Genomic DNA, 20674 nt, shown 5'->3' with positions numbered 1-20674 from the left:
ATCCGTGCATCGTGGCCCTGCCGGTTGGCATGTCGTGTTCATCAGTCGAACTTGACCAGGTCCTTAAAATCAGTTGACCCCAGCTATTTCCGCGCGCCTGGACCAGCAGCCCACCTTCCGACAGCCCGCCAAGTTTGATCGGCGAGAAACCGAGCTTTTCCGCGAGCGCACCAATCTCCGCTGCTGCGGCGTCTTCGTCGCTCGCCAGGAACACGACCCTCCTGCCACCATGCACGGCCGGGTCTTGGTCAAGGGTGGCAGCGATCAAATGGTTGAAGCCCTTGACCAGTCTTGCGCCACTGAAGGCCTTTGCGACGAACTTGGAAGAAGGCTGTCCCCCCAGTTTTTCAGGAGGCACGCCGTAGGCATTGGTCACATCGACGATGGTCTTCCCCTGCCAGGTGGCGAGCGCCTTCGCGATTTCCGGGTGCGATTCGAAACGGACAGCCAAAAAGATGATGTCCGCCTTGAGGGCGTCCGCCAGCTTCTTGGGAATGACCGTGGGCCCGATCGCGGCCGCGTCGGCTGCAAAGCTTTCCGGGTCGCGCGTGGTTGCCACGGATACTTCGATGCCGTTGCGGGCAAATGCCTTGGCCAATGCCTTGCCGATATTGCCGAATCCTATAATTGAATAGGTCATAATGCTTCTCCGATCTTGTTTTAACGTCGGGGTCAGACCTGCGCCATGCCTCCGTCGACGGCGAGATCCACACCGGTGATGTAAGAACTATCATCGGAGGCGAGGAACGTGACAGCAGCCGCGATTTCCTCTGGTTTGCCTCTGCGACCCATTGGGATCTGTGAAGCAAACTGGGCGACCGCTTGCTCGGCTTGCTCAGGGGTAAGGCCCGTCGTTGTCTCCAAGGCGGGGGTCTCGATGGCTCCGGGGCTCATCGTATTCACTCGGATTTTGCGGTCTTTCAGCTCTAGAGTCCAAGCGCGCGAGAAGTTGCGCACTGCCGCCTTACTCGCGGCGTATGTGCTAAACCCCGGCAACCCCAACACGTTCGAAACCGAAGAATTCAGAATAATCGAACCGCCGTCTTTGAAGAGGGGAAGGGCCTTCTGCACCGTGAAGAACAGCCCCTTCACGTTCACGTCGAAGGTCTGATCGAAGTGGGCCTCAGTAGCTACTGCGAGCGGTGCGATTGTCCCCGCGCCAGCGTTCGCGAAGAGAACGTCGATGTGACCATGTTTCTCTTTCACGATGGCATAGAGCCGGTCCAGATCTTCCAAGCGTGACACGTCGCCCACGACCGTCGTAATATTACTCTTGATGGAGGCTGCGGCCTCCTTCAGCTCTTTCTCTCGTCGCCCAGTGATTACGACGTGTGCACCTTCTTCTACAAAGCGCTTGGCCGTCGCCAAGCCAATCCCGCTGCTTCCGCCTGTGATGACTGCAACCTTACCTTCGAGTTTTTTCATAATCTTTCGCCTTTGGTCGTGTGTTTTGGTTTTTCGTAAAGTTTGAGAAGCGTGGCCCGCATCGGGGTCAGAGCTGCGCCAGGCCGCCGTCGACGGCGACCTCGCTAGCGGTCATGAAGCTGCTGTCCGACGAAGCGAGAAAGGCAGCCACTGCCCCGATCTCCGCCGGATCGGCCATGCGCTGGAGCGGAGTCATCGCGCCGTAGGCCTTCTGGCCCTCCTCGCCCAGCGCTTCCTTCGCGAGTTCAGTCGCCGTCGCCCCGGGCGACAACACATTTACCCGGATGCCGGTGCCCTTCAGGTCCTCCGCCCAGGTCCGCGCGAGATTGCGCACTGCCGCCTTGCTCGCGCTGTAGGCAGTGAATCCCGGGGCGCCCGTGGTGCCGGCGCTCGATCCGGTCAGTATGATCGAACCGCCCGGGCCCATGAGCGGCAACGCCTTCTGGACCGTGAAGATCGTGCCCTTCACATTGGTGTCGAAGGTTTCGTCAATGTGCTCGGCAGTGATCTTGCCGAGCGGAAGCGGGCCTCCGGCCCCGGCATTGGCGAAGACGATATCGAGGCTTCCGCGCTCGGCCTTCACAGCCGCGTAGGGCCGGTCGAGGTCGGCCTCATCCGAGACCGAGCCCTTCACCGCGCGGGCATTGGGCCCGAGGTCCGCCACAGCGGCGTCGAGCGCTTCCTGTCGGCGGCCGAAGATGAAGACGAAGGCGCCTTCCTCGACGAATCGCTTTGCTGCGGCGCGGCCGATGCCGGTGGCGCCGCCGGTGATGACGGCGGTCATTCCATTCAATCTGGTCATGTCGTGCAGTCTCCTTGTTTCGCCGTCTCAAGTCTCTTGTTGCTCGAGTAGACGTTGAAGATGGGTCCGCCGGAGTGAGGCGTTCAGTGCGGAAGCGCGCACATCAGTGGTGCGAAATCGATCCGCTACGGCTATTAACCGCAGCCGCGACGATAAGGTTCCGCCGTTCGGAATTGGGCTCCGCTCGTCGACAAGGGTTGTGATGGCCGCGCTTGTTGTACGATAAGCTAGGGCTTTGGAAGGCGCACCGCGCGGTGCGGGATTGCACCATGATCGACTGGGATGACGTTCGCTACTTTCTTGCCGTCGCACGCGGAGGCTCGGTGCGGGCTGCCGCCGTGCACCTCGGGGTGAATCATTCAACCGTGCTGCGACGCATCGCCCAGCTCGAGGAACGCCTTGGGGCGCACATGTTCGAAAAGCTGCCTTCGGGCTACCGCCTGACGGCTGCGGGGGAGGAGGTCCTCGAGCTCGCGGAGCGGATGGAAGCGTCGTCGCACCAGCTGGAGACGCGCGTCTTCGGTCGCGACCAGAGCGTGCGCGGGCTTCTGCGGGTGACACTGGCACCGACCCTCGCGACACACCTGCTCATGCCGGACTTCGCCGATTTCGCGCGTCTCCATCCGGACATCGAGATGGAAATCTTGTCGTCCGGCGAGCTGGCAAATCTGACCAATCGAGACGCCGACGTCGCGATCCGCGTCGTCTACGACCGCAAAACCCTGCCGCTCAATCTTCACGGCCTGAAGGGATCGGAGCTGTTCGGCGGCGTCTACATGTCCCGGGATCGACTAGCCGCGTGGCGTGCGGGCGCGCCTGATCCCATCCGGTGGATCGTCATAAGCAGTCATGGAATTCCGCAATGGGCCAGCGAGGGGGAGGTTCGCACCACAGCGGTTCCATTCAGGACCACGGACGGCGAGGCGCAGATCGTTGCTGTACGGCAAGGGCTCGGAATGACGACACTGCCGTGCTTCATTGGCGATGCCGACCCCCTGCTGGTGAGGGTGCCGGGTACCGACCTGCACATGTACGGAACGGTTTGGCTTCTCACACAGGGCGAGACACGCAAGACGAAGCGCGTGCGGCTCTTCACCGAGTTCGTATCCCGCAGGCTCGCCGCGTACGCGCCGCTTCTCGCGGGACTGTCCGTATCGCGCGACTGACGCGCGGCAGGTCGCTGGCGACGCTTGCCGTAATCCGGTCGGAAGCCGAGCTGCGATCGCTTGAAGCGGCGTCGTTCAATCCGCGAATGTTGCGCCGTATCGCAACCGGCTCGAGGCTGCGCGGCCGAAGCGATCGATCCTGAAATCGTCGAGTGGTGTTTCGCAACGGTCGGTCGTGATGAGCTCGGCCATGGCGTCGCCCACGCCCGGACCAAGCTGGAAGCCATGTCCGCTGAAGCCGAAGGCGTGGAACAGGCCTGGCATCGTCGCCGAGCGCCCCATGACCGGCAGCATGTCCCGCACATAGCCCTCGCAGCCGGACCACGTGCGGATGACCGCGACCTCTGTGATTGCCGGCAGCAGCCGCGCGACGGCGCGCAATTGCAACGGGAGGCGCAAGGGGTCGGTGACCGCGTGGCCTGGATCGAGGTCCACCGACACCCTTTCGGCGGCGCCGCCGAAAACGATGTTGCCGCGCTCGACCTGACGCAGATAGGCGCCATGGTCCTTGTCGCGCGTCCAGATGCCGACCACCGGCAGGATCCGATGCGGCAGCGGCTCCGTCACGCCCATCTGTGGGCCGCGAGCGTCGAGAGGGACCTCTTCGCCGAACCGCGCGGCGATGCGCGCGCCCCAGGCACCGGCGGTGTTGAGCAGGCACTCGGCGGCAAATGCGCCTTTCGAACTGGTGACAAGGAAACCAGAACCCGTGTGCCTGATCCCGTCGACTTCAGCGTCCTCGACGATTTGCGCGCCGAGCTTGCGGGCCGCCTCGGCAAAGGCAGGCGCGATCAGCCGTGGATTGCCGCTGCCATCCTGTGGCGAGAACGACGCCGCGATCGCGTCGGGACCGAGGCCGGGAAACCGGGAACGGATCTCACGCGGGCCGAGTTCTTCCAGCTCGAACCCCCACGGCCGTGCGGCCTGGGCATAGGCCCGCATGTCGGCGAGGCCGCCCTCATCGAAGATCAGCCGGATATGCCCAGTGGCGCGGAACTCGACGTCACGGCCAAGCATCTTTTCAGCTTCGCCCCACAACCGGAGCGAGCGGTGGGCCAGTGGAAGCTGGGACAGATGGCGCCCCGTGCGCCTGATGTTGCCGAAGGAGGCGACTGTTGCTCCGGTGCCGACCCGGTTGCGCTCGATCAACGTCACGCGCGCGCCGCGCCTGGCGAGGAAATAGGCGCAAGCCGTCCCCATCAGCCCGCCGCCCAGCACGATCACATCCATAGTTGGTCCCTAGCGCAGAGCGGCTGATCCTTGGATGCCCATCTTGTCGGCGCCGCTTCATTGCGTCAAAGATGGGTTTGGACAACAGCCATAAGCTTAACCTATGGAGTGGCAATGCGGGCCCGGCAGCTCGAAGTGTTCATCGCCGTGATGCGCGCGGGTACCGTGACCGCCGCGGCGCGGATGCTGAACATTTCCCAGCCTGCGCTCAGCCAGATCCTGCTCCACACCGAGGACGAACTCGGCTTCACGCTGTTCGAGCGCGTCAAGGGCCGGCTGCGGCCGACCCCGGAGGCGCTCGAGATCTTCGCCGATGCCGAGCGGCTGTCGGCGGGGCTGGAGGGCCTTCGTCGCAAGACCACAGACCTGCGGCTGGGTCGAACGGGGCTGGTGCGGGTCGCGGCCTCGCCGCCGCCAGCCATGGCGATCCTGCCGCGCGCCTTCACCAGCTTCCGGGCGCAGCATCCCGACATTTTGCTGCGCTCCCATATGGCGCCGATCGCCGCCATCATCGACATGCTGCGCGCCGGCGATGCCAGCCTTGGCGTCGCCTTGGACGACCGCTTGCCACCCGATATCGAAGCGGAAGTGATTGGCAGCGTCGGCTTCGCTTGCCTGCTGCCCACCGGGCATACGTTGGCCGGGAAGACCGAGCTGACGCTTGCCGATCTCGCCGGCGAGGACTTGATATCCTATCGCGCAAACACCCGTCCCGCCGACGAACTGGCCCATGCGGCGCGCGCGCAGGGTGTGGTGCTTTCGCCGTCGCTCGAGATCGATGTCTCCATCTCAGCAGTCGGCTTCGTCCAGGCCGGCCTGGGTGTCGCGCTCGTCGACGCGCTGCTGCCATGGCATCAGTTTGCCGGACTTGCCGTCAGGCCGCTCGCAGCGGGGCCGGAATTTCCGATCGCGCTGCTGACTTCGCGCACACGGGCGCTTTCGCGGGCCGATGAGATGATGCGCGACCAGATCCGCACGGCCTGTTCCGCCGTGCTGGGCGGAGACAGAGCAAGGGCATAAGCAAGACTTATATCGTTCCGCGTCATCCGTCTTGGACCCCGGCCATCCCATCGTGTCAGCTTTGGTTGGCAGACAGGAAGGGACGCATCATGGATGGTGCCATCGCGGCGGATAAGGCGCAAAGCGAAGCCGACTGGAAGGTCGGCGTCGATATCGGCGGGACGTTCATCGATTTCTGCGCGCTGGAAGCTCGTTCCGGACGGGTCGCCTCGCTGAAAGTGCTGACGACGCCGGAAGACCCGGGTGCAGAGCTGATGACGGGCCTCGGGCTACTGGTCGAACGCGAAGGCTTTGATCCTGCCCGTATGACGCGCTTCGTGCACGGTACCACCGTCGGCATCAACACCATCATCCAACGCAAGGGCGCACCACTAGCGCTGTTCACCAATGCCGGCTTCGAGGACGTGATCGAACTGGCGCGGCTTCGCATGCCGGACATGTATTCGCTGTTCTGCTCGCGACCGGACCCGCTGATCTCGCGCGACATGGTGTTCGGCATTCCGGCCCGCACGCGTGCCGATGGCAGCGAATCCCGGGCGCCTGATATGGCGGCGGTGGAAAGGGCGGTGGCAGCGGCGAAAGCGAACGGCGCGCAAGGCATCATCGTGTCCTTCCTGCATTCCTGGCGCAATGCCGCTCAGGAAACTTCGGTGAAGGCGACGATCACGCGTCTTGCGCCCGACCTGTTCGTCTTCTCTTCGGCCGAGGTGTGGCCGGTCATCCGCGAATACGAGCGCAGCTCGACCGCCATCCTCAACGGCTATGTCCATCCGCGTGTCTCGGGCTATCTGACGGCGCTGGAAGAGCGGCTGAAGGGCCGTGGCGTGCCGGCCCGCCCGATGCTGACGAAGTCGAACGGTGGGCTGATGAACGCTGCCGAAGGCAAGCGCGCCTGCGTCAACATGCTTTTGTCGGGAACGGCCTCCGGCGTCATCGGCGCCTCGTGGCTGGCGCGGCAGGCAGGCGAAGACAAGGTTCTTACCCTCGACATCGGCGGCACCTCGGCCGACTTCGCGCTCATCATCGGCGGCGAGGCGCAGTTCGGCACCGGCGAACTGATCGGCGAATTCCCGCTCCATATCCCTTCCGTGTCGGTGAGCTCGATCGGTGTCGGCGGCGGCTCGATCGCCAGTGTCGATGCGCAGGGTGTGCTGCGGGTCGGGCCGGAGTCGGCCGGTTCGACGCCAGGACCGGCATGCTACGGTCGTGGCGGCGAGAGGCCGACGGTGACGGACGCCATGGTGGTGTGCGGATGGCTCGGCCACAGCGAGATGGCCTATGGCCAGTTGCGGATCGACACCGGCCTGGCGCATCGCGCCGTCGGCGAGCTTGCCACCCGGCTCGGCCGTCCCATCGAGCAGACCGCGCAGGCGATCCTCGACATCGCGGTGTCGGAGATGTTCGTCGAGGTCGAGAAGCTTGCCTCGCGCGCCGGCGTTGACTTGCGCGATTTCACGCTGATGCCTTTCGGCGGCGGCGGCCCGATGCTGGGCGCCTTCCTTGCCCGCGAACTCGGGATGAAGCGTGTCATGGCGCCGCGCCGGCCCGGCGTGGTGTCGGCGCTGGGCGGGCTGGTGGCGGATTTGCGCGGGGATTTCATTCGCACCATCTTCAGCCCGCTGTCGGGCGTGTCGCTTGCCGGAATTCGCGAGGCCTTCGAGGCGCTGGCGCGTGAGGGCCGCGACTGGCTTGCGGCGCAGGGGCACGATACAGCGGCGGAGCTCAGCCTCACCTGCGACATGCGCTATGTCGGGCAGAGTTATGAGATCGAGGTTGTCCTTCTGCCGGAATGGCTGGCGGACGGCAACGTGGCCGCCATCGAGCAGGCCTTCCATCTCACCCATGAGCGGCTCTACGATTTCCACGATCCGGAGGGCGAGATCGAACTTGTGAATGTCCGGCTATCGGCCATAGGCGCAGGGCCGAAACTCTCCTTCCCGGAGATCGACGAGGTCGATGCTCCGGCCATTCCGGCGCGCCGGCTCTCCGTCTACACGGGTGCGAGCGTCGAGACCGTCGACCTCCACGACCGGCAAGCCCTGGTGCCGGGCAGCACGTTCCACGGGCCTGCCGTGGTCGTTCAGGAAGACACCACCTTCGCCATTCCCGCGGGAGCGCAGGCAAGGGTCGACCGCCATCTCAACCTTCTGCTGACCTTCGCGGAGTGACGCCATGTTTGATCGCACAAACCTGCAGGTTCTGGCCAACCATGCCCGCGCGGCCGCCGAGAACATGGCCCATACGCTGCACCGCACCGCGCACTCGGCCTTCGTCAAGGAGACGCAGGATTTTACGGTGATGCTGATGGATCGATCGGGAGCGACCTTCGCCGTGCCGATGGAACTCGGCGCCACCTGGTATCCCGGGCTTTCCTATCACCGTGCGATCGCGATGGTCGACGACTACCGGCCGGGCGACGTTGCCTTTACCAACGATCCCTATTCCGGTCACGTCGCCACGCACGCACCCGACACGCATCTGTGGAAGCCGGTTTTCGTCGACGACGAGATCGTCGCCTGGACCGGAGGGCACATCCACAACACCGATATGGGTGGCGCTGTGCCGGCTTCGCTCAGCCGGGCGCTGACTGAAATCCACCAGGAAGGCATCCGCTTTCCTCCGATGAAGCTGGTGCGGGAAGGCGTCTTCGACGAGGCGATCCTGCGGATCATGAGCACGAATGTGCGCAAGCCCGACCTCAACATCGGCGACATCAAGGCACTGGTCGGCGCACTCAACACCGGCGAGCGCAAGATCCAGGCAATGGTGAGGAAGTTCGGCAAGGCCGGCTTCATCGAAGGCGTTGCCGCGCTTCTCGACCAGGCGGAAGCGCAGGCGCGCGACGTGCTGCGCTCCATGCCCGACGGCACATGGGAATTCTGCGACTATGCCGATGAGGATTCGGTCGAAGCCAATCCGTGCCGGCTGAAGCTGATGCTGACGATCAAGGGCGACGAGGCGGTGCTCGACTTCACCGGCTCCGATCCGCAGCTCGGTTCCTCGCTCAACGTGCCTTCAGGCGGCGACCCGCGACACACCATGCTGCTGGTGGGTGTCTACTACGTGCTCTACACGCTGAACCCGAAGATCCTGCTCAACACCGGCCTTACCCGGCCGTTCACCTGCATCACGCCCCAGGGTTCCGTGCTCAATCCGGTCCACCCCGCCGCCGTCGGCATGCGCTCGCTCACCTGCGCCCGGCTGCGGTCGGTCATCTTCGGCGCCTTCTCGCAAGCGGTGCCGGAGCGCCTGCCAGCAGCTCCGGCCGGCAACAACTGCATCGTCAATGTCATGACCACGGACGAGCGCACCAGCCGGACCGTCATCACGGCGGTGAATCCCGTGGTCGGCGGCGGCGGCGCGATGCCGCATCGCGATGGGACCAACGGCTCAGGCGCGGATGCCGCCTATCTCAAGAACACGCCAATCGAGATCACCGAGACCGAGACCCCGGTTGAATTCCTGAAATACGGGCTTGCCAAGGACAGCGGCGGGGCGGGGCGTTGGCGCGGCGGCCTGGCGACCGAGATGGCCTTCCGCGTCTTTGCCCCCGATTCCAGGATCACGGCGCGCAACCGTGACCGCAGCTTCTTCCGTCCCTGGGGCGTGCTCGGCGGCAAGGCGGCCGGCCTGTCGGACATGGTCGTCAACCCGGGGACCGAGCACGAGCGGCGGCTGGGCAACATTGACACCACTGTGCTGCAGCCCGGCGACGTGCTCGAGATCCGCTCCGCCGGAGGCGGCGGGCGCGGCGACCCACGTCAGCGCGAGCCATGGCGGGTCGCGCAGGATGTGCGGCGCGGCTATGTCTCGCCGGCCGCGGCCGAACGCGACTATGGCGTCGTCATTCGCGAAGGCGAGGTCGATGAGCAGGCGACGGAAAGGCGGCGCGCGCATCACGAGCCGGCCGCCGGCCATTTCCATTTCGGTCCGGAGCGCGACGGCTACGAAGCGCAGTGGACACCGGCCGCCTATGACCGGCTCACTGCCATACTGGGGGACTTGCCGATCCACTGGCGGTTCTTCACCAAGACGGAGATCTTCCGCCGCATGAAGGGGCGCTCGGGACCGGAGGGCGTCCAGCAGGCTTTCGATGCGGTCTGCGAACGGTTCCCCGAACTGCCTCGTCCGGGTCCGGTGCGGGAGGCCGCGGAATGATCACCGCCGGCCGCATCGTCCGGCTGGCTGAGTTAGGGCGGGCGCAGCTGCATTTCTTTCTCGACGGGCAGATGCGCAGCGCATTAGCGGGCGACACCGTGCTGACCGCCATGCTGGCGTCGGGATACGCCCTGCGGACCTCCGAGTTTGGATCCGAGCCGCGCGCCGGGTTCTGCCTGATGGGAGCCTGCCAGGATTGCTGGGTGTGGCAGGAGGAGGGGCCGCGCCTGCGCGCATGCACAACCCTGATCGCCGAAGGCATGCGGTTGCGCACTGCGCCGCCGGAGAACTGGCCGTGAGCGAGACCTTGCCGCCGCGGGTTATGATCGTGGGCGCCGGCCCCGCCGGCATAAGGGCGGCGACGACGCTGGTCGATGTGGGGCTCCATCCGGTTGTGATCGACGAAGGCAATCGCGCCGGCGGCCAGATCTATCGTCGCCCGCCTGACGGGTTCGTCCGCACGCCGGAGCAGCTCTACGGGTCGGAGGCGGCGAAGGCACGCACGCTGCATGCACTCTTCGACCGGCTAGCCGCAGAGGGGCGACTCACCCATCACGCATGCAGTTCGGTCATCGCTGTGCAGGAGGGGCGGCTGCACGTACTGGGGGAAGGCGGGGTGCAGCTAGTCAGCTTTGACCGCCTGATCCTTGCCACCGGCGCATCCGACCGTGTCGCTCCGGTCCCGGGCTGGCAGAGCGCCGGCGTCTACAGCCTTGGCGCGGCGCATATCGCGCTCAAGGCGCAGGGCGTAGCGCTGGGGCAGCGGATCGTGCTGATCGGATCGGGGCCTTTGCTGACGCTGGTCGGCGCCCAGCTCGTCAAGGCTGGAGCGGATGTGGCGGCGGTGTTGGATACCTCTTCCTGGCACCAGCAGATGCGGGGGCTCTCGGACCTTGCCGCCCGGCCGTTGGTCGCGCTGCGCGGTGTGGCCCTGCGGGCGAAGCTCGGAGGCCGCTACCATGCGGGCGTGACGCTCGAGCAGATCGAGACCGACGGCAAGGGTGTCATAGCGATGCGCTGGCGCGACGCCGGCGGAAGGCAGCACTTCACGCCTTGCGACACGATAGGCATGGGCTGGCACCTGCGGGCCGAGACGCATCTGGCAGACCTGGCGGGATGTGCCTTCATTTATGACGACCAGTGGCGGCAATGGCTGCCAAAGACCGATGAGATGGGCCGCGCCGGCAACGGAGTCTATCTTGCGGGCGATGGAGTTCGCCTTCTGGGAGCAGATGGCGCGGAGATCGCGGGGCGCCTGGCGGCGGCGGCGTGCCTTGCCGATCTTGGATTTCCGGCGCCCTCCACCGCGGCCGATCTGCGCAAACTTGCACGGCTCGAGCGCTTTGCGCGCGGCCTGGCTTGCGCTTTTCCCTGGCCTGCCGAGACGGTGCGGGCGCTCCCCGACGACGCGATCGTCTGCCGCTGCGAGAACGTGACTGCCGGAGAGGTACGCCAGAGTGTGGATTTCGGCGGCGGCGAGGCCAACCGGTTGAAGTCGCTCTCACGCGTCGGTATGGGGCGTTGTCAGGGACGCTATTGCCAGTTGGCTGCCGTCGAACTCGCAGCGGCGCAGGCCGGCTGCACGCCGGACGCCATTGGCCGGTTTCGCGGGCAGGCGCCTGTACGGCCTGCGCCTATCGGCGCCTTTCTCCGGGAAGGCTGATGCAATTCCGGCGACAGCGCATGGATGAGGATCCCGTCCCAGTCTAGAAATCGGCAACCTTCCCCCAGGCCGAAGTGTCGAAGCGCCGGGGATCATAGGATTGCGGATCGACGATCGGTTGCGACCCCGTCATCAGGTCGGCGACGAGATGCCCGGCGCCGGGTCCGATGCCGAAGCCATGTCCCGAAAACCCGGCAGCCAGGAAGAAACCAGGAATGGTATTGATCTCGCCGATGGCAGGCACGCCGTCCGGCGTGCTGTCGATGTAGCCGGCCCAGGCCGCGCTGATCCTGGTCTTTCGAAGGTCGGGCAGAAGTGCGAGCGCCCTGGCATGGGTCAAGCGGATGGTCGCCTGGTCCGGGACCGGATCGAGAATGCGCATCCGCTCCATCGGCGTCGGCTGGTCGAGCCGCCAGCGCCGGAGCGTTTCGTGGCCCGAGCGCACGCCCTGCAGCCCGCCGGGTGCGAGGCTTCGCCACCGCTTCAGGAACATGGGCAGGAACTGCGAGGAGAAGCGCAGCTGCTGCGGTGTCACGTCCACGCGGCCGCGTCCGCTTATGGCGAGCGTGTAGCCGCCGTCGCCGCGACGCGTGACCGAAATCCCTGCCGTGTGCAGCGCATCCGGCAGACCCTCCGCGCCGGGCGAGACGGACAGGATGGAGGAGCGGATCGACGCCTGCGGAAAGCGGAAACCGAACTGCCGGCAAAAGGAGGATGCCCAGGCGCCGCCGGCCAGCACCGCTACCTTGGTCTGGATCGTACCGCTTTCGGTGACCACGCCGCTCAGGCGTCCGCCCTCGGTCTCGATGCCGCGCGCGGCGCAATTCTGGTGCACGGTGCTCCCGAGCTTGAGGATGGCCCGGGCGACCGAGGGTGCGGCCCGCGATGGATCGGCGGTGCCGTCGGTCGGCGAGAAGACACCGCCCTTCCAGGTCCGGCCCGTGGCACGGCCCCGCTCGCTGGCCTCGGCGCTGTCAAGCATGTGGGTGGTGACGCCGGCCGTTCTGGCAAAATCACGCCAGCGCACCCAGCCGACCAATTCCGCATCGTCATTGCTGAGATAGAGCAGGCCGCAGCGACGAAAGCCGGTGTCTTCACCGGTTTCCATCGCAAAGCGGTGCCACAGATCGAGGCTGCGGGTCGCCATCGGTAGTTCGCGCGCGTCGCGGTTCTGTTGACGGCACCATCCCCAGTTCCTCGAGGACTGCTCGGCGCCGATGCGTCCCTTTTCGACAAGCGCGACCTTCATGCCGCGCCGCGCAAGGTAGTAGGCCGCGAAGACACCGACGATGCCGCCGCCGATCACCACCGCGTCCGCCGACTGTGGCAGTTCGCCAGATGTCTCGATTTGCTGCAGCGGTGCGCGCATGGTCTCTCTGCCTTGGAGCGCCAATCTACCGTGTTGCGCAGGCAGCCGCTGCCGCAGTTGCGGCCGAAGCAGAATTTTATTCCGTAAGCTCGGTCGAAATCGGGAGCCGCTGCGTTCCAAAGCGCTGTCCGCTTGGATGGACAGGCCAACCGGCTGTGGTAGTGTCGATAGCTGTTGGTACGGCAGCATTTTGTGCTGCGGCATAGGTTCTGCGGAGACGGCCATGAAACTGGATCGGATCGATATCAAAATTCTTCACGAATTGCAGAAGAACGGCCGCATCACCAATGTGGAACTGGCCGAACTGGTGCATCTGTCGCCAAGCCCGTGCCTGATGCGGGTCAAGAAGCTTCAGTCGGAGGGCTACATCGAAGGCTATTCCGCACAGGTCAACATCGGCAAGCTCGGCCAGACGCTGACCGTGTTCACCGAGATCACCTTGAAGAACCATCGTCAGGTGGACTTCGCCCGCTTTCTCGCCGTCGTGGAGAAGATTGACCAGGTCATCGAATGCCACCTCGTGTCGGGCGGCTACGACTATTTGATGAAATTCGTGACCGCCGGCATAGCCGAGTACCAGACCATCATGGAGCGGCTGACCGACATGGATATCGGCATCGACAAGTATTTCAGCTTCGTGGTGCTGAAGTCACCGATCGTCAAGGCGCACATGCCGCTGCCCAGCCTGTTTCCGAGGTAGTCAGCGATGGCCGCGCCGTGCGCCGCGCTACAGGATGTCCGGCCGCAAGATCGGGTGCAGTGCCTTCAATTCGGCTTGCATCTCGGCAATCATCCAGGCGCGGATATCGGAGACGACAGGCCGTACCGGCCGTGAGCGCGGCGCAATCAACTGATGGATACGGCCCGTCTTGATCTGCCTGTCCGAGGCCGGGACAAGCGTTCCCTGAAGCAATGCCCTTGAAACGTTGCTGAGCCAGCCGAGCGCCACGCCTTCCCCGTTCATCGCGGCCTGAAGCACGACCGCGTAGTCCGAGAATTCGAGCCACTTTGCCCTGCTGGTCTTGCGGTCCGCCACACTGCCCCAGGCGTCCAGCCACTGCTCCTTGGCGTCGGTCAGGTGAAGCAGGGCATGGCCTTCCCCGGTTCCGGCATGGATCAACCGACCGTGGGCCGACAAATAGGATGGGCTGCACACCGGAACGATGATCTCAGGCGAGAATGCCCAGTGGTGATAGTGGGTGTCGTCATCGGCCAGGATTCTCGTGGCAAGGTCGACATTTTCGGCAGGTCCCCGCAGCACGCCCGCGATCAGTTCGAACCTCAGGTCGACATCAGGAAACCTCGTGTTGAAAGCCCCCAGCCTCGGGACGAACCAATACGTTGCCAGAGAACTCGAAAGGGAAAGGGTCACCACCGGCTTTGCAGCGCTGTTCTGCTTGATTCTCCGGATCACCTCCGCGATGCCGTCAAATCCCTCCCGCACGGCCGAATAGAGGGCACGCGCTTCTGCAGTCGGCGCCAACCCAGTTGGACCCCGCGTGAACAGAGCGACGCCAAAATCGGCCTCGAGCTGGGCAATGCTGCGGCTGATCGATGGTTGCGTGACGTTGAATTCGCGCGCGGCGGCGGTGAAACTGCCCGACCGGACAGCAGCTTCGAACACAAGCAGTCCGCGCGCGGAGGGAACGAGTTTTGCAAAACCAGCCATACGCCCAGCGTATAGCCGCCCCAACAATTTTCAAGCTTTCTCCAGCCCCGCAAATGACGAACTATAAGCTCCATGAATGGGGTGGAGCAGGACGTGAAGATAGCGGCATCTCAGGCGGGCAGCACATCCAGCGATCCTCTGCTTCAGCCATTTCGGCTCAAGGGTCTGACGCTGCGCAACCGTGTTGTCAGCACCAGTCATGCCTCGATGCTGGACGATGGCGGCCTGCCGCTCGAGCGCTACCAGCGCTACCACGAGGAGAAAGCGCGCGGCGGCCTGGCGATGACCATGGCGGGCGGCTCGGCCATGACCTCGCCCGACTCCAGTTGGGGCGGCGGTCAGCTGGACCTTTCGACCAACCGTATCGTCCCCCATCTCCAGTCGCTGTCGCAGCGAATCCATCGCCACGGCGCCGCCGTCATGTGCCAGGTCTCGCATCTTGGCCGGCGCGCTACTGCCTATGCCGGGAATTGGCTGCCGCCTGTGGCGCCGTCACGCGTTCGCGAGACGCGAAACCGGAATTTTCCGAAGGAGATGGATGCCGCGGACATCGATCGCATCATCAAGGATTACGCCAGTGCCGCCAGGCGCTGCCTGGACGGCGGTCTGGATGGCGTCGAGACCGTCACCGGCGGCCATCTGATCGGGCAATTCCTCTCGCTCAGAACCAACAGACGCACGGATGGCTTCGGCGGCTCGCTGGAAAACCGCGCACGCTTCGGCCTGATGGTTCACGAGGCGGTACGCCGTGCGGTGGGCGACGACTTCGCTGTCGGCATCCGGTTGGTGATCGACGAGGCGGTCGACGACGGGTCGGATTTCGAGGAATGCCTTGCCTTCGCCAGGCTGTTCGAGCGGGAAGGCCATGTCGATTTCTTCAATTGCATCTTTGGCCGCATGGACACCGACCTGTCCTTGGCCGAGCAGAACATGCCCGGCATGTTCAGCGCCAGCGCGCCGTTTCTGCCGCTGGTCGGGCAGTTCAAACGGGAAACCAGGCTGCCCGTCATCCACGCCGCAGCCATCCGGGACGTAGCCACGGCGCGGCATGCCATCCGCGAGAACCTTGTCGACCTGGTCGGCATGACCCGGGCGCATATTGCCGACCCCCATATCGTCAACAAGGTGATGCGCGGAGAAGAAGAACGCATTCGCCCGTGTGTCGGCGCGTCCTACTGCCTGTACAAGAAGGTGCAGTGCATTCACAACCCGGCCAGCGGCCATGAAACGATCATCAGCCATACCATCGTGCGGGCTGAAACACCGAAACGGGTGGTCGTGGTCGGCGGTGGTCCGGGCGGAATGGAAGCGGCAAGGGTCGCCGCCGAGCGCGGCCACAGAGTGAGCCTGCTCGAAGCCGGGGCGCAGCTTGGTGGGCAGGTGCTCGTCGCGGCCTCGGCGTCCGATCGCAAGGATCTCATCGGCATAGTCGACTGGCGTACCGGCGAGCTCGCTCGCCTGGGCGTGGACGTCCGTCTCAACACCTACGCGGACGCAGAAATCGTCCTTGCCGCAAAACCGGACGCGGTCATCGTCGCAACCGGTGGCATTCCCGATATGGAACGGCTGGAGGGCGTCGAACATTGCGACAGCGTCTGGGACGTCCTGACCGGGGTCGTGCCGGCGAAGGACGATGTGCTGATCTACGACGAGACCGGTCGCCAGGCCGCAGTTTCCTGCGCTTTGCATCTTGCCCGTCCGGGGCGCGTGGTCAGCCTGGCCATAGCGGACGACACGCTGGCGATCGAGACGCCCTATCCGGACAGGGCGAGTTTTCGCAAACGCGCCTCGGAACGCGGCATCCGGGTCGTCAGCGATTTGCGCTTGGTCAAGGCAGCGCGCCAGGGCAATGGGATCGCCGCCACGTTCCGGCATGAACTCACCGGTGCGGAAACGGAAATGATGGCAGCCCAACTCATCGTCGAGCGCGGCACGGTGCCCATGGAGGACACCTACCAGGAATTGCGGGCGCGCTCAGCCAATAACGGCGTCACCGACATAGCACTCATGACGGGAACGGAAACGAAGGGGGACAATGGTCCCCAAGCTGCCGGATCGTTCGTCTTGCACCGCATTGGAGACGCAGTTGCCAGCAGGGACATCTACTCGTCGATCTATGAGGCCTACCGGCTCTGCTCGCAATTTTAGACGGGCCCCATGAAACTCGATCGGATTGACATCAAGATTCTGTATGAGCTGCAGAAGAACGGCCGCATCACAAATGTGGAGCTGGCGGAACTGGTCAATCTCTCCCCCAGCCCCTGTCTGATGCGGGTAAAGAAGCTGCAGGCCGAAGGCTATATCGTGCGCTATTCAGCGCAGATCGACATTGCAAAGCTGGGGCGGACACTCACCGTCTTCACGGAAATTACGCTCAAGAACCACCGTCAGATCGACTTCGCGCGTTTCCTTGCCGCCATCGACAAGGTTGATGCGGCCGTCGAATGCCACCGCGTTTCCGCCCGTTACGACTATTTGATGAAATTCGTGGCCGCCGGTATCGGCGAGTACCAGGCGATCATGGAGCGGCTGACCGACATGGATATCGGCATCGACAAGTATTTCAGCTTCGTGGTGCTGAAGTCTCCCATCGTCAAGGCGCACATGCCGTTGCCCAGCCTGTTTCCGAGGTGAGGCTCTGCCGTTTCGTCAGCGATGGCCGTACTGGCTGACAAGCTCGGGGTCGCGGACGAGGCCATCGAGCCACGTCGGATCGAGCTTCGGCACGGAGGAGAACAGAAGCTTGGAATAGGGGTGGGTGGGCACTTTCAGCTTGTCGGGCGTGATCTGCTCCACCCGCTCGCCATTGTACATGACCATGATCTCGTCGCAGATCGCTTCGACGACGGAGAGGTCGTGGCTGATGAAGATGTAGGAAAGGCCCAACTCGCGCTGCAACTCCTTGAGCAGTTCGATCACGGCGGCCGCCACCACCGTGTCGAGCGCCGAGGTGATTTCGTCGCAGATGATCAGCTTGGGGTCGGCCGCCAGCGCGCGCGCCAAATTCACGCGCTGCTTCTGGCCGCCCGAGAGCTCCGACGGGCGACGATAGCGCAGCGTCCTGGGCAGGCGAACCATGTCGAGCAGTTCGTCGACACGCTTCGAGCGCGCCTGCCTGTCGAGCCCGTGCTAGAAGGCCAGCGGCCGGGCAATGATGTCTTCGACCGGCTTGGCCGGATTGAGCGCGGTATCGGCATACTGGAACACGATCTGCATCTCGCGCAGCTGGTCCTGGCTGCGTTTCCTTGCAGCGCGCTCCAGTTGCTTGCCGTCGAAGACGATGTCGCCGGCCGCCGCTGGATGGATGCCGGCGATGACGCGCGCCAGCGTCGATTTTCCGCAGCCGGATTCGCCGATGACGCCGAGATTGCGCCCCTTCTCGACGACCAGGCTGACGGAATTGACAGCGCGGATAAGCGGCAGTCCGTCAGCCCGCACCGCGCCGTAGCCGGCCGTCACATTGTCGATGCGCAGCAACGGCTTGGCGCCGGCATCCGCGTCCGCATGCGCTTGCCGCGGCTTCGGCTCGAAGGCAGCCAAAAGTTCGCGCGTATAGGGGTGCTGGGCGGCCGAAAGAATCTGAGCGGTGGTGCCGGTCTCCTGCACTTCGCCGCCCTTCAGCACCACAATGTGGTCGGCGATCTGGGCGACGACCGCGAGATCGTGCGAAACGTAGACCCCCGCTATCCCGCCAGCCCGCATGACCGACTTGAATGCCTTCAGCACGTCGATCTGCGTCGTCACGTCGAGTGCCGTTGTCGGCTCGTCGAAGATCATCAGCTTGGGATCGCCGATAAGCGCCATGGCCGCCGACAGCCGCTGCAATTGCCCGCCTGAAACCTGGTGCGGATAACGCGCGCCGATCCCTTCCGGGTCCGGCAGCGACAAGGCCCTGAACAGCTCGACCGCGCGCTTTCGCGCCTGCTCGGGCGGCATCAGGCCGTGGATGCGCGTAACCTCGATCACCTGCTCCATGATGGTGGACGAGGGGTTGAACGAGGCGGCGGCACTTTGCGGAACATAGGCAATGTCGGTGCCGCGCAATTTGGCGCGCTGCTTTTCGGAAAGTGCGGCCATGTTCTTGCCGTTCACATTGATCTCGCCGCCGATGATCCGGCAGCCGGGCCGCGCATAGCCCATGAGCGAGAGCGCCACCGTCGTCTTGCCGGAGCCGCTCTCACCGATCAGGGCGACGATCTCGCCGTCGGCGATGTCGAGGCTGACGCCCTTGATGATTTCGACGACACGTCCGGAGTCGGTCGTCGCCTCGATCCTCAGATTCCTGACCTGGACCAGATTGGTCATGCGTCCCTGTCCCTGATCTTCTGCGGCAGGTTGTCGATCAGCAGGTTGACGCTGATGGTGAGGCTGGCGATCGCCAGCGAGGGAACGATGACAGCGGGAGCCGCGAAGGGCAGGCCGCCGATGTTCTCGCGCACCAGCGCGCCCCAGTCGGCGAGCGGCGGTTGCAGGCCGAGCCCGAGGAAGGACAGGCCGGAGAGCAAAAGCACGATGAAGACGAAGCGCAGGCCGAAGTCGGCCAGCACCGGGCGGATGATATTGGGCAGGATCTCGGACCCGATGAGATAGGCGGTGCTTTCGCCGCGGACACGGGCGACGGTCATGAAGTCCATGCTGTTGATGTTGACGGCGAGCGCCCGCGCGAAGCGGTAGGCGCCCGGTATGTAGATGACGGCGAGCGTCAGGATCAGCGCCGGGATCGACGAGCCGACCGCGGCGACGACCACAAGGCCGAACAGCTTGCTGGGAATGGAGTTCAGGGCATCGAGGAAGCGGCTGAGGCAGGTGTCGAGCCAGCCGCCGGTGACGGCTGCGATCATCCCCAGCACGACGCCCGAGAAGCAGGCGATGGCGACGGCGGCGAGCGAAATGCCGACGGTGTAGCGCGCGCCCATCAGCACCCGCGAGAGCATATCGCGCCCCAGATAGTCCGAGCCGAGCCACAGGCCCTGACGCATCGGGCCGAAATAATCGTCGTCGACGATGTCGCCGATCGAATGGGGAATGATGGTGGGCGCGAAGATGGCGATCAGCGTCCACGCCAGGATGACCAGCGCGGCCACGACGCCCACGAGATTGTAACTGTGACCCAGGAAGGACCGCCGGGGAGCTGCCACGCGCGCCATCGTCACCTGAGCCTCGGGTTGGACATGATGGCGATGATGTCGGCGACGGTGATGAGCAAGAGATAGCCGAGGCAGAAGATCATCGCGCAGCTCTGGATCAGCGGCAGGTCGCGGGTCGCGACCGCATCGACCATCAGCTTGGCGATGCCGGGATAGTTGAAGATCGTCTCCACGATGATGACGCCGCCGACCAGATAGGACAGCGACAGCGCAACCGCGTTGACGATCGGCCCGAGCGCATTGGGAAGCGCATGCCTCAGCACCATGCGGCTGCGCGAGGCGCCCTTGAGCAGCGCCATCTCGACATAAGGCGTGGAAAGCGTTTCGATCACCGCGGCACGGGTCATGCGGATCATCTGGGCTGAGATGACGAAGGTGAGCGTGATCACCGGCATCGCATAGATGCGCACGAGGTCGGTCAGCGTATGCGCCTCATTGACCGAGGACAATGCCGGCAGCCATTTGAGATAAACGGCGAAAAGCAGGACCGCGAGGGTCGCGACCATGAACTCCGGCACGGAGATGACGCCGATCGAAAGAATGGTGACGGTGCGGTCGTAGAGGGAGCCGCGCAACATGGCGGCGGTGATGCCGAGCGTCAGCGCCAGCGGCACCGAGAGCAGCGTGGTGATGCCGGCGAGCTCCATTGTGTTGACGAAGCGCCCGCCGATCAGCGCCGCAACCGGCATCTGATTGGCATAGGAGGTGCCGAGATCGCCGTGGAGCAGGCCGAGAAGCCAGCGCAGGAAGCGCAGGATTGCCGGATCGTTGAGATGCATGGCATCGCGCAGGCCGGCGACGGCTTCCGGGGTCGCCGCCTGGCCGAGCAGGATCGACGCGGTGTCGCCGGGCAGCATGCTGGTGGCGAAAAACACGGCGAACAGAACGATCAAAAGCGTGACAACCGCGATTGCCAGCCGCTTCAGCACGAGGTTTAGAACCCCAGACGTCATGGAAGCGCTCCTGCGGTTGCGTTCGGCCAAGCCATGTTGCGCAATAGGGTGCCAGGGACCCGCTATCCGGTC

Annotated in this window: 16 protein-coding genes and 2 pseudogenes; 9 read left to right on the top strand and 9 right to left on the bottom strand. The window is 64.6% G+C overall.

All coding sequences use genetic code 11. The features are described from left to right. Positions 1-41: 41 nt before the first annotated feature. From DBIPINDM_RS09375 to DBIPINDM_RS09365, 3 genes and pseudogenes are all read right to left on the bottom strand, one after another. Positions 42-640: pseudogene (locus tag DBIPINDM_RS09375) on the bottom strand (NADPH-dependent F420 reductase). Positions 641-672: 32 nt separating this feature from the next. After that, entirely contained in the window at positions 673-1425 is a 753-nt protein-coding gene (locus DBIPINDM_RS09370) for an SDR family NAD(P)-dependent oxidoreductase (protein ID WP_258585465.1), read from the bottom strand. 67 nt (positions 1426-1492) lie between these two features. Then, the gene (locus tag DBIPINDM_RS09365) at positions 1493-2227 is read right to left on the bottom strand and encodes an SDR family NAD(P)-dependent oxidoreductase (protein WP_258585464.1); all 735 of its coding nucleotides are present in this window, start codon (positions 2225-2227) and stop codon (positions 1493-1495) included. A gap of 269 nt (positions 2228-2496) precedes the next feature. On the opposite strand from DBIPINDM_RS09365, the gene DBIPINDM_RS09360 reads away from it, so the two are divergent. After that, complete coding sequence (locus DBIPINDM_RS09360; RefSeq protein ID WP_258585463.1) at positions 2497-3393, top strand: LysR family transcriptional regulator; 897 nt, start codon at positions 2497-2499, stop codon at positions 3391-3393. Positions 3394-3468: 75 nt separating this feature from the next. Here the strand turns inward: DBIPINDM_RS09360 and DBIPINDM_RS09355 are convergent, their stop codons facing one another. Further along, on the bottom strand, positions 3469-4623 hold the full coding sequence (locus tag DBIPINDM_RS09355; RefSeq protein WP_258585462.1) for an NAD(P)/FAD-dependent oxidoreductase: 1155 nt from the start codon (positions 4621-4623) through the stop codon (positions 3469-3471). 114 nt (positions 4624-4737) lie between these two features. Between DBIPINDM_RS09355 and DBIPINDM_RS09350 the strand changes: the two genes are divergently transcribed. The 5 genes from DBIPINDM_RS09350 (at position 4738) to DBIPINDM_RS09330 (ending at position 11464) form a co-directional block, all read left to right on the top strand. Then, positions 4738-5643 carry a LysR family transcriptional regulator gene (locus DBIPINDM_RS09350; RefSeq protein ID WP_258585461.1) on the top strand — a complete coding sequence of 302 codons (906 nt, stop codon included), beginning with the start codon at positions 4738-4740 and terminating at the stop codon, positions 5641-5643. An 89-nt stretch (positions 5644-5732) separates the two neighbouring features. Next, positions 5733-7811 carry a hydantoinase/oxoprolinase family protein gene (locus DBIPINDM_RS09345; RefSeq protein ID WP_258585460.1) on the top strand — a complete coding sequence of 693 codons (2079 nt, stop codon included), beginning with the start codon at positions 5733-5735 and terminating at the stop codon, positions 7809-7811. Between the two features lie 4 nt (positions 7812-7815). Further along, a complete protein-coding gene (locus tag DBIPINDM_RS09340) occupies positions 7816-9801 on the top strand; it encodes a hydantoinase B/oxoprolinase family protein (RefSeq protein ID WP_258585459.1) in 1986 nt (661 codons plus the stop codon). Beyond that, the gene (locus DBIPINDM_RS09335) at positions 9798-10100 is read left to right on the top strand and encodes a (2Fe-2S)-binding protein (RefSeq protein WP_258585458.1); all 303 of its coding nucleotides are present in this window, start codon (positions 9798-9800) and stop codon (positions 10098-10100) included. The genes DBIPINDM_RS09340 and DBIPINDM_RS09335 overlap by 4 nt, the downstream gene beginning before the upstream one ends. A gap of 23 nt (positions 10101-10123) precedes the next feature. Then, entirely contained in the window at positions 10124-11464 is a 1341-nt protein-coding gene (locus tag DBIPINDM_RS09330; protein ID WP_258589235.1) for an NAD(P)/FAD-dependent oxidoreductase, read from the top strand. Between the two features lie 43 nt (positions 11465-11507). On the opposite strand, the gene DBIPINDM_RS09325 is transcribed toward DBIPINDM_RS09330, so the two are convergent. Continuing rightward, positions 11508-12833 (bottom strand): NAD(P)/FAD-dependent oxidoreductase, encoded by a 1326-nt coding sequence (locus DBIPINDM_RS09325; RefSeq protein ID WP_258585457.1) that lies wholly within the window; start codon positions 12831-12833, stop codon positions 11508-11510. 223 nt (positions 12834-13056) lie between these two features. On the opposite strand from DBIPINDM_RS09325, the gene DBIPINDM_RS09320 reads away from it, so the two are divergent. After that, positions 13057-13533 (top strand): Lrp/AsnC family transcriptional regulator, encoded by a 477-nt coding sequence (locus tag DBIPINDM_RS09320; RefSeq protein WP_258585456.1) that lies wholly within the window; start codon positions 13057-13059, stop codon positions 13531-13533. A gap of 27 nt (positions 13534-13560) precedes the next feature. Here the strand turns inward: DBIPINDM_RS09320 and DBIPINDM_RS09315 are convergent, their stop codons facing one another. Further along, a complete protein-coding gene (locus DBIPINDM_RS09315) occupies positions 13561-14502 on the bottom strand; it encodes a LysR substrate-binding domain-containing protein (protein ID WP_258585455.1) in 942 nt (313 codons plus the stop codon). A 72-nt stretch (positions 14503-14574) separates the two neighbouring features. Here DBIPINDM_RS09315 and DBIPINDM_RS09310 point away from each other — a divergent pair, with 72 nt between their 5' ends. Next, positions 14575-16650: an NADH:flavin oxidoreductase gene (locus DBIPINDM_RS09310; RefSeq protein WP_258585454.1), complete on the top strand. Its 2076-nt coding sequence runs from the start codon at positions 14575-14577 to the stop codon at positions 16648-16650. A 9-nt stretch (positions 16651-16659) separates the two neighbouring features. Then, a complete protein-coding gene (locus DBIPINDM_RS09305; RefSeq protein ID WP_258585453.1) occupies positions 16660-17136 on the top strand; it encodes an Lrp/AsnC family transcriptional regulator in 477 nt (158 codons plus the stop codon). Between the two features lie 15 nt (positions 17137-17151). Here DBIPINDM_RS09305 and DBIPINDM_RS09300 read toward each other — a convergent pair. From DBIPINDM_RS09300 to DBIPINDM_RS09290, 3 genes and pseudogenes are all read right to left on the bottom strand, one after another. After that, a pseudogene (locus tag DBIPINDM_RS09300) lies at positions 17152-18807 on the bottom strand (ABC transporter ATP-binding protein). Continuing rightward, positions 18804-19649: an ABC transporter permease gene (locus DBIPINDM_RS09295; RefSeq protein ID WP_258589234.1), complete on the bottom strand. Its 846-nt coding sequence runs from the start codon at positions 19647-19649 to the stop codon at positions 18804-18806. The pseudogene DBIPINDM_RS09300 and the gene DBIPINDM_RS09295 overlap by 4 nt, the downstream one beginning before the upstream one ends. A gap of 2 nt (positions 19650-19651) precedes the next feature. Beyond that, positions 19652-20602, bottom strand: a complete 951-nt coding sequence (locus tag DBIPINDM_RS09290) for an ABC transporter permease (protein WP_258585452.1) — start codon at positions 20600-20602, stop codon at positions 19652-19654. Positions 20603-20674: the final 72 nt, after the last annotated feature.

This window comes from Mesorhizobium sp. AR02 (genome assembly GCF_024746835.1).
GTDB lineage: Bacteria > Pseudomonadota > Alphaproteobacteria > Rhizobiales > Rhizobiaceae > Mesorhizobium.
The sequence above is the reverse complement of the archived record's forward strand: the minus strand, read 5'-3'. Positions and strand labels throughout refer to the sequence as shown.

What these genes read in the sequence shown, in the direction of transcription:
- DBIPINDM_RS09330 (WP_258589235.1), top strand. Translation starts at nt 10,124, where the DNA reads ATGATCGTGGGCGCCGGCCCCGCCGGCATAAGGGCGGCGACGACGCTG.
- DBIPINDM_RS09295 (WP_258589234.1), bottom strand. Translation starts at nt 19,649, where the DNA reads ATGGCGCGCGTGGCAGCTCCCCGGCGGTCCTTCCTGGGTCACAGTTAC.
- DBIPINDM_RS09305 (WP_258585453.1), top strand. Translation starts at nt 16,660, where the DNA reads ATGAAACTCGATCGGATTGACATCAAGATTCTGTATGAGCTGCAGAAG.
- DBIPINDM_RS09315 (WP_258585455.1), bottom strand. Translation starts at nt 14,502, where the DNA reads ATGGCTGGTTTTGCAAAACTCGTTCCCTCCGCGCGCGGACTGCTTGTG.
- DBIPINDM_RS09350 (WP_258585461.1), top strand. Translation starts at nt 4,738, where the DNA reads ATGCGGGCCCGGCAGCTCGAAGTGTTCATCGCCGTGATGCGCGCGGGT.
- DBIPINDM_RS09360 (WP_258585463.1), top strand. Translation starts at nt 2,497, where the DNA reads ATGATCGACTGGGATGACGTTCGCTACTTTCTTGCCGTCGCACGCGGA.
- DBIPINDM_RS09325 (WP_258585457.1), bottom strand. Translation starts at nt 12,833, where the DNA reads ATGCGCGCACCGCTGCAGCAAATCGAGACATCTGGCGAACTGCCACAG.
- DBIPINDM_RS09335 (WP_258585458.1), top strand. Translation starts at nt 9,798, where the DNA reads ATGATCACCGCCGGCCGCATCGTCCGGCTGGCTGAGTTAGGGCGGGCG.
- DBIPINDM_RS09355 (WP_258585462.1), bottom strand. Translation starts at nt 4,623, where the DNA reads ATGGATGTGATCGTGCTGGGCGGCGGGCTGATGGGGACGGCTTGCGCC.
- DBIPINDM_RS09340 (WP_258585459.1), top strand. Translation starts at nt 7,816, where the DNA reads ATGTTTGATCGCACAAACCTGCAGGTTCTGGCCAACCATGCCCGCGCG.
- DBIPINDM_RS09290 (WP_258585452.1), bottom strand. Translation starts at nt 20,602, where the DNA reads ATGACGTCTGGGGTTCTAAACCTCGTGCTGAAGCGGCTGGCAATCGCG.
- DBIPINDM_RS09310 (WP_258585454.1), top strand. Translation starts at nt 14,575, where the DNA reads ATGAATGGGGTGGAGCAGGACGTGAAGATAGCGGCATCTCAGGCGGGC.
- DBIPINDM_RS09345 (WP_258585460.1), top strand. Translation starts at nt 5,733, where the DNA reads ATGGATGGTGCCATCGCGGCGGATAAGGCGCAAAGCGAAGCCGACTGG.
- DBIPINDM_RS09370 (WP_258585465.1), bottom strand. Translation starts at nt 1,425, where the DNA reads ATGAAAAAACTCGAAGGTAAGGTTGCAGTCATCACAGGCGGAAGCAGC.
- DBIPINDM_RS09320 (WP_258585456.1), top strand. Translation starts at nt 13,057, where the DNA reads ATGAAACTGGATCGGATCGATATCAAAATTCTTCACGAATTGCAGAAG.
- DBIPINDM_RS09365 (WP_258585464.1), bottom strand. Translation starts at nt 2,227, where the DNA reads ATGACCAGATTGAATGGAATGACCGCCGTCATCACCGGCGGCGCCACC.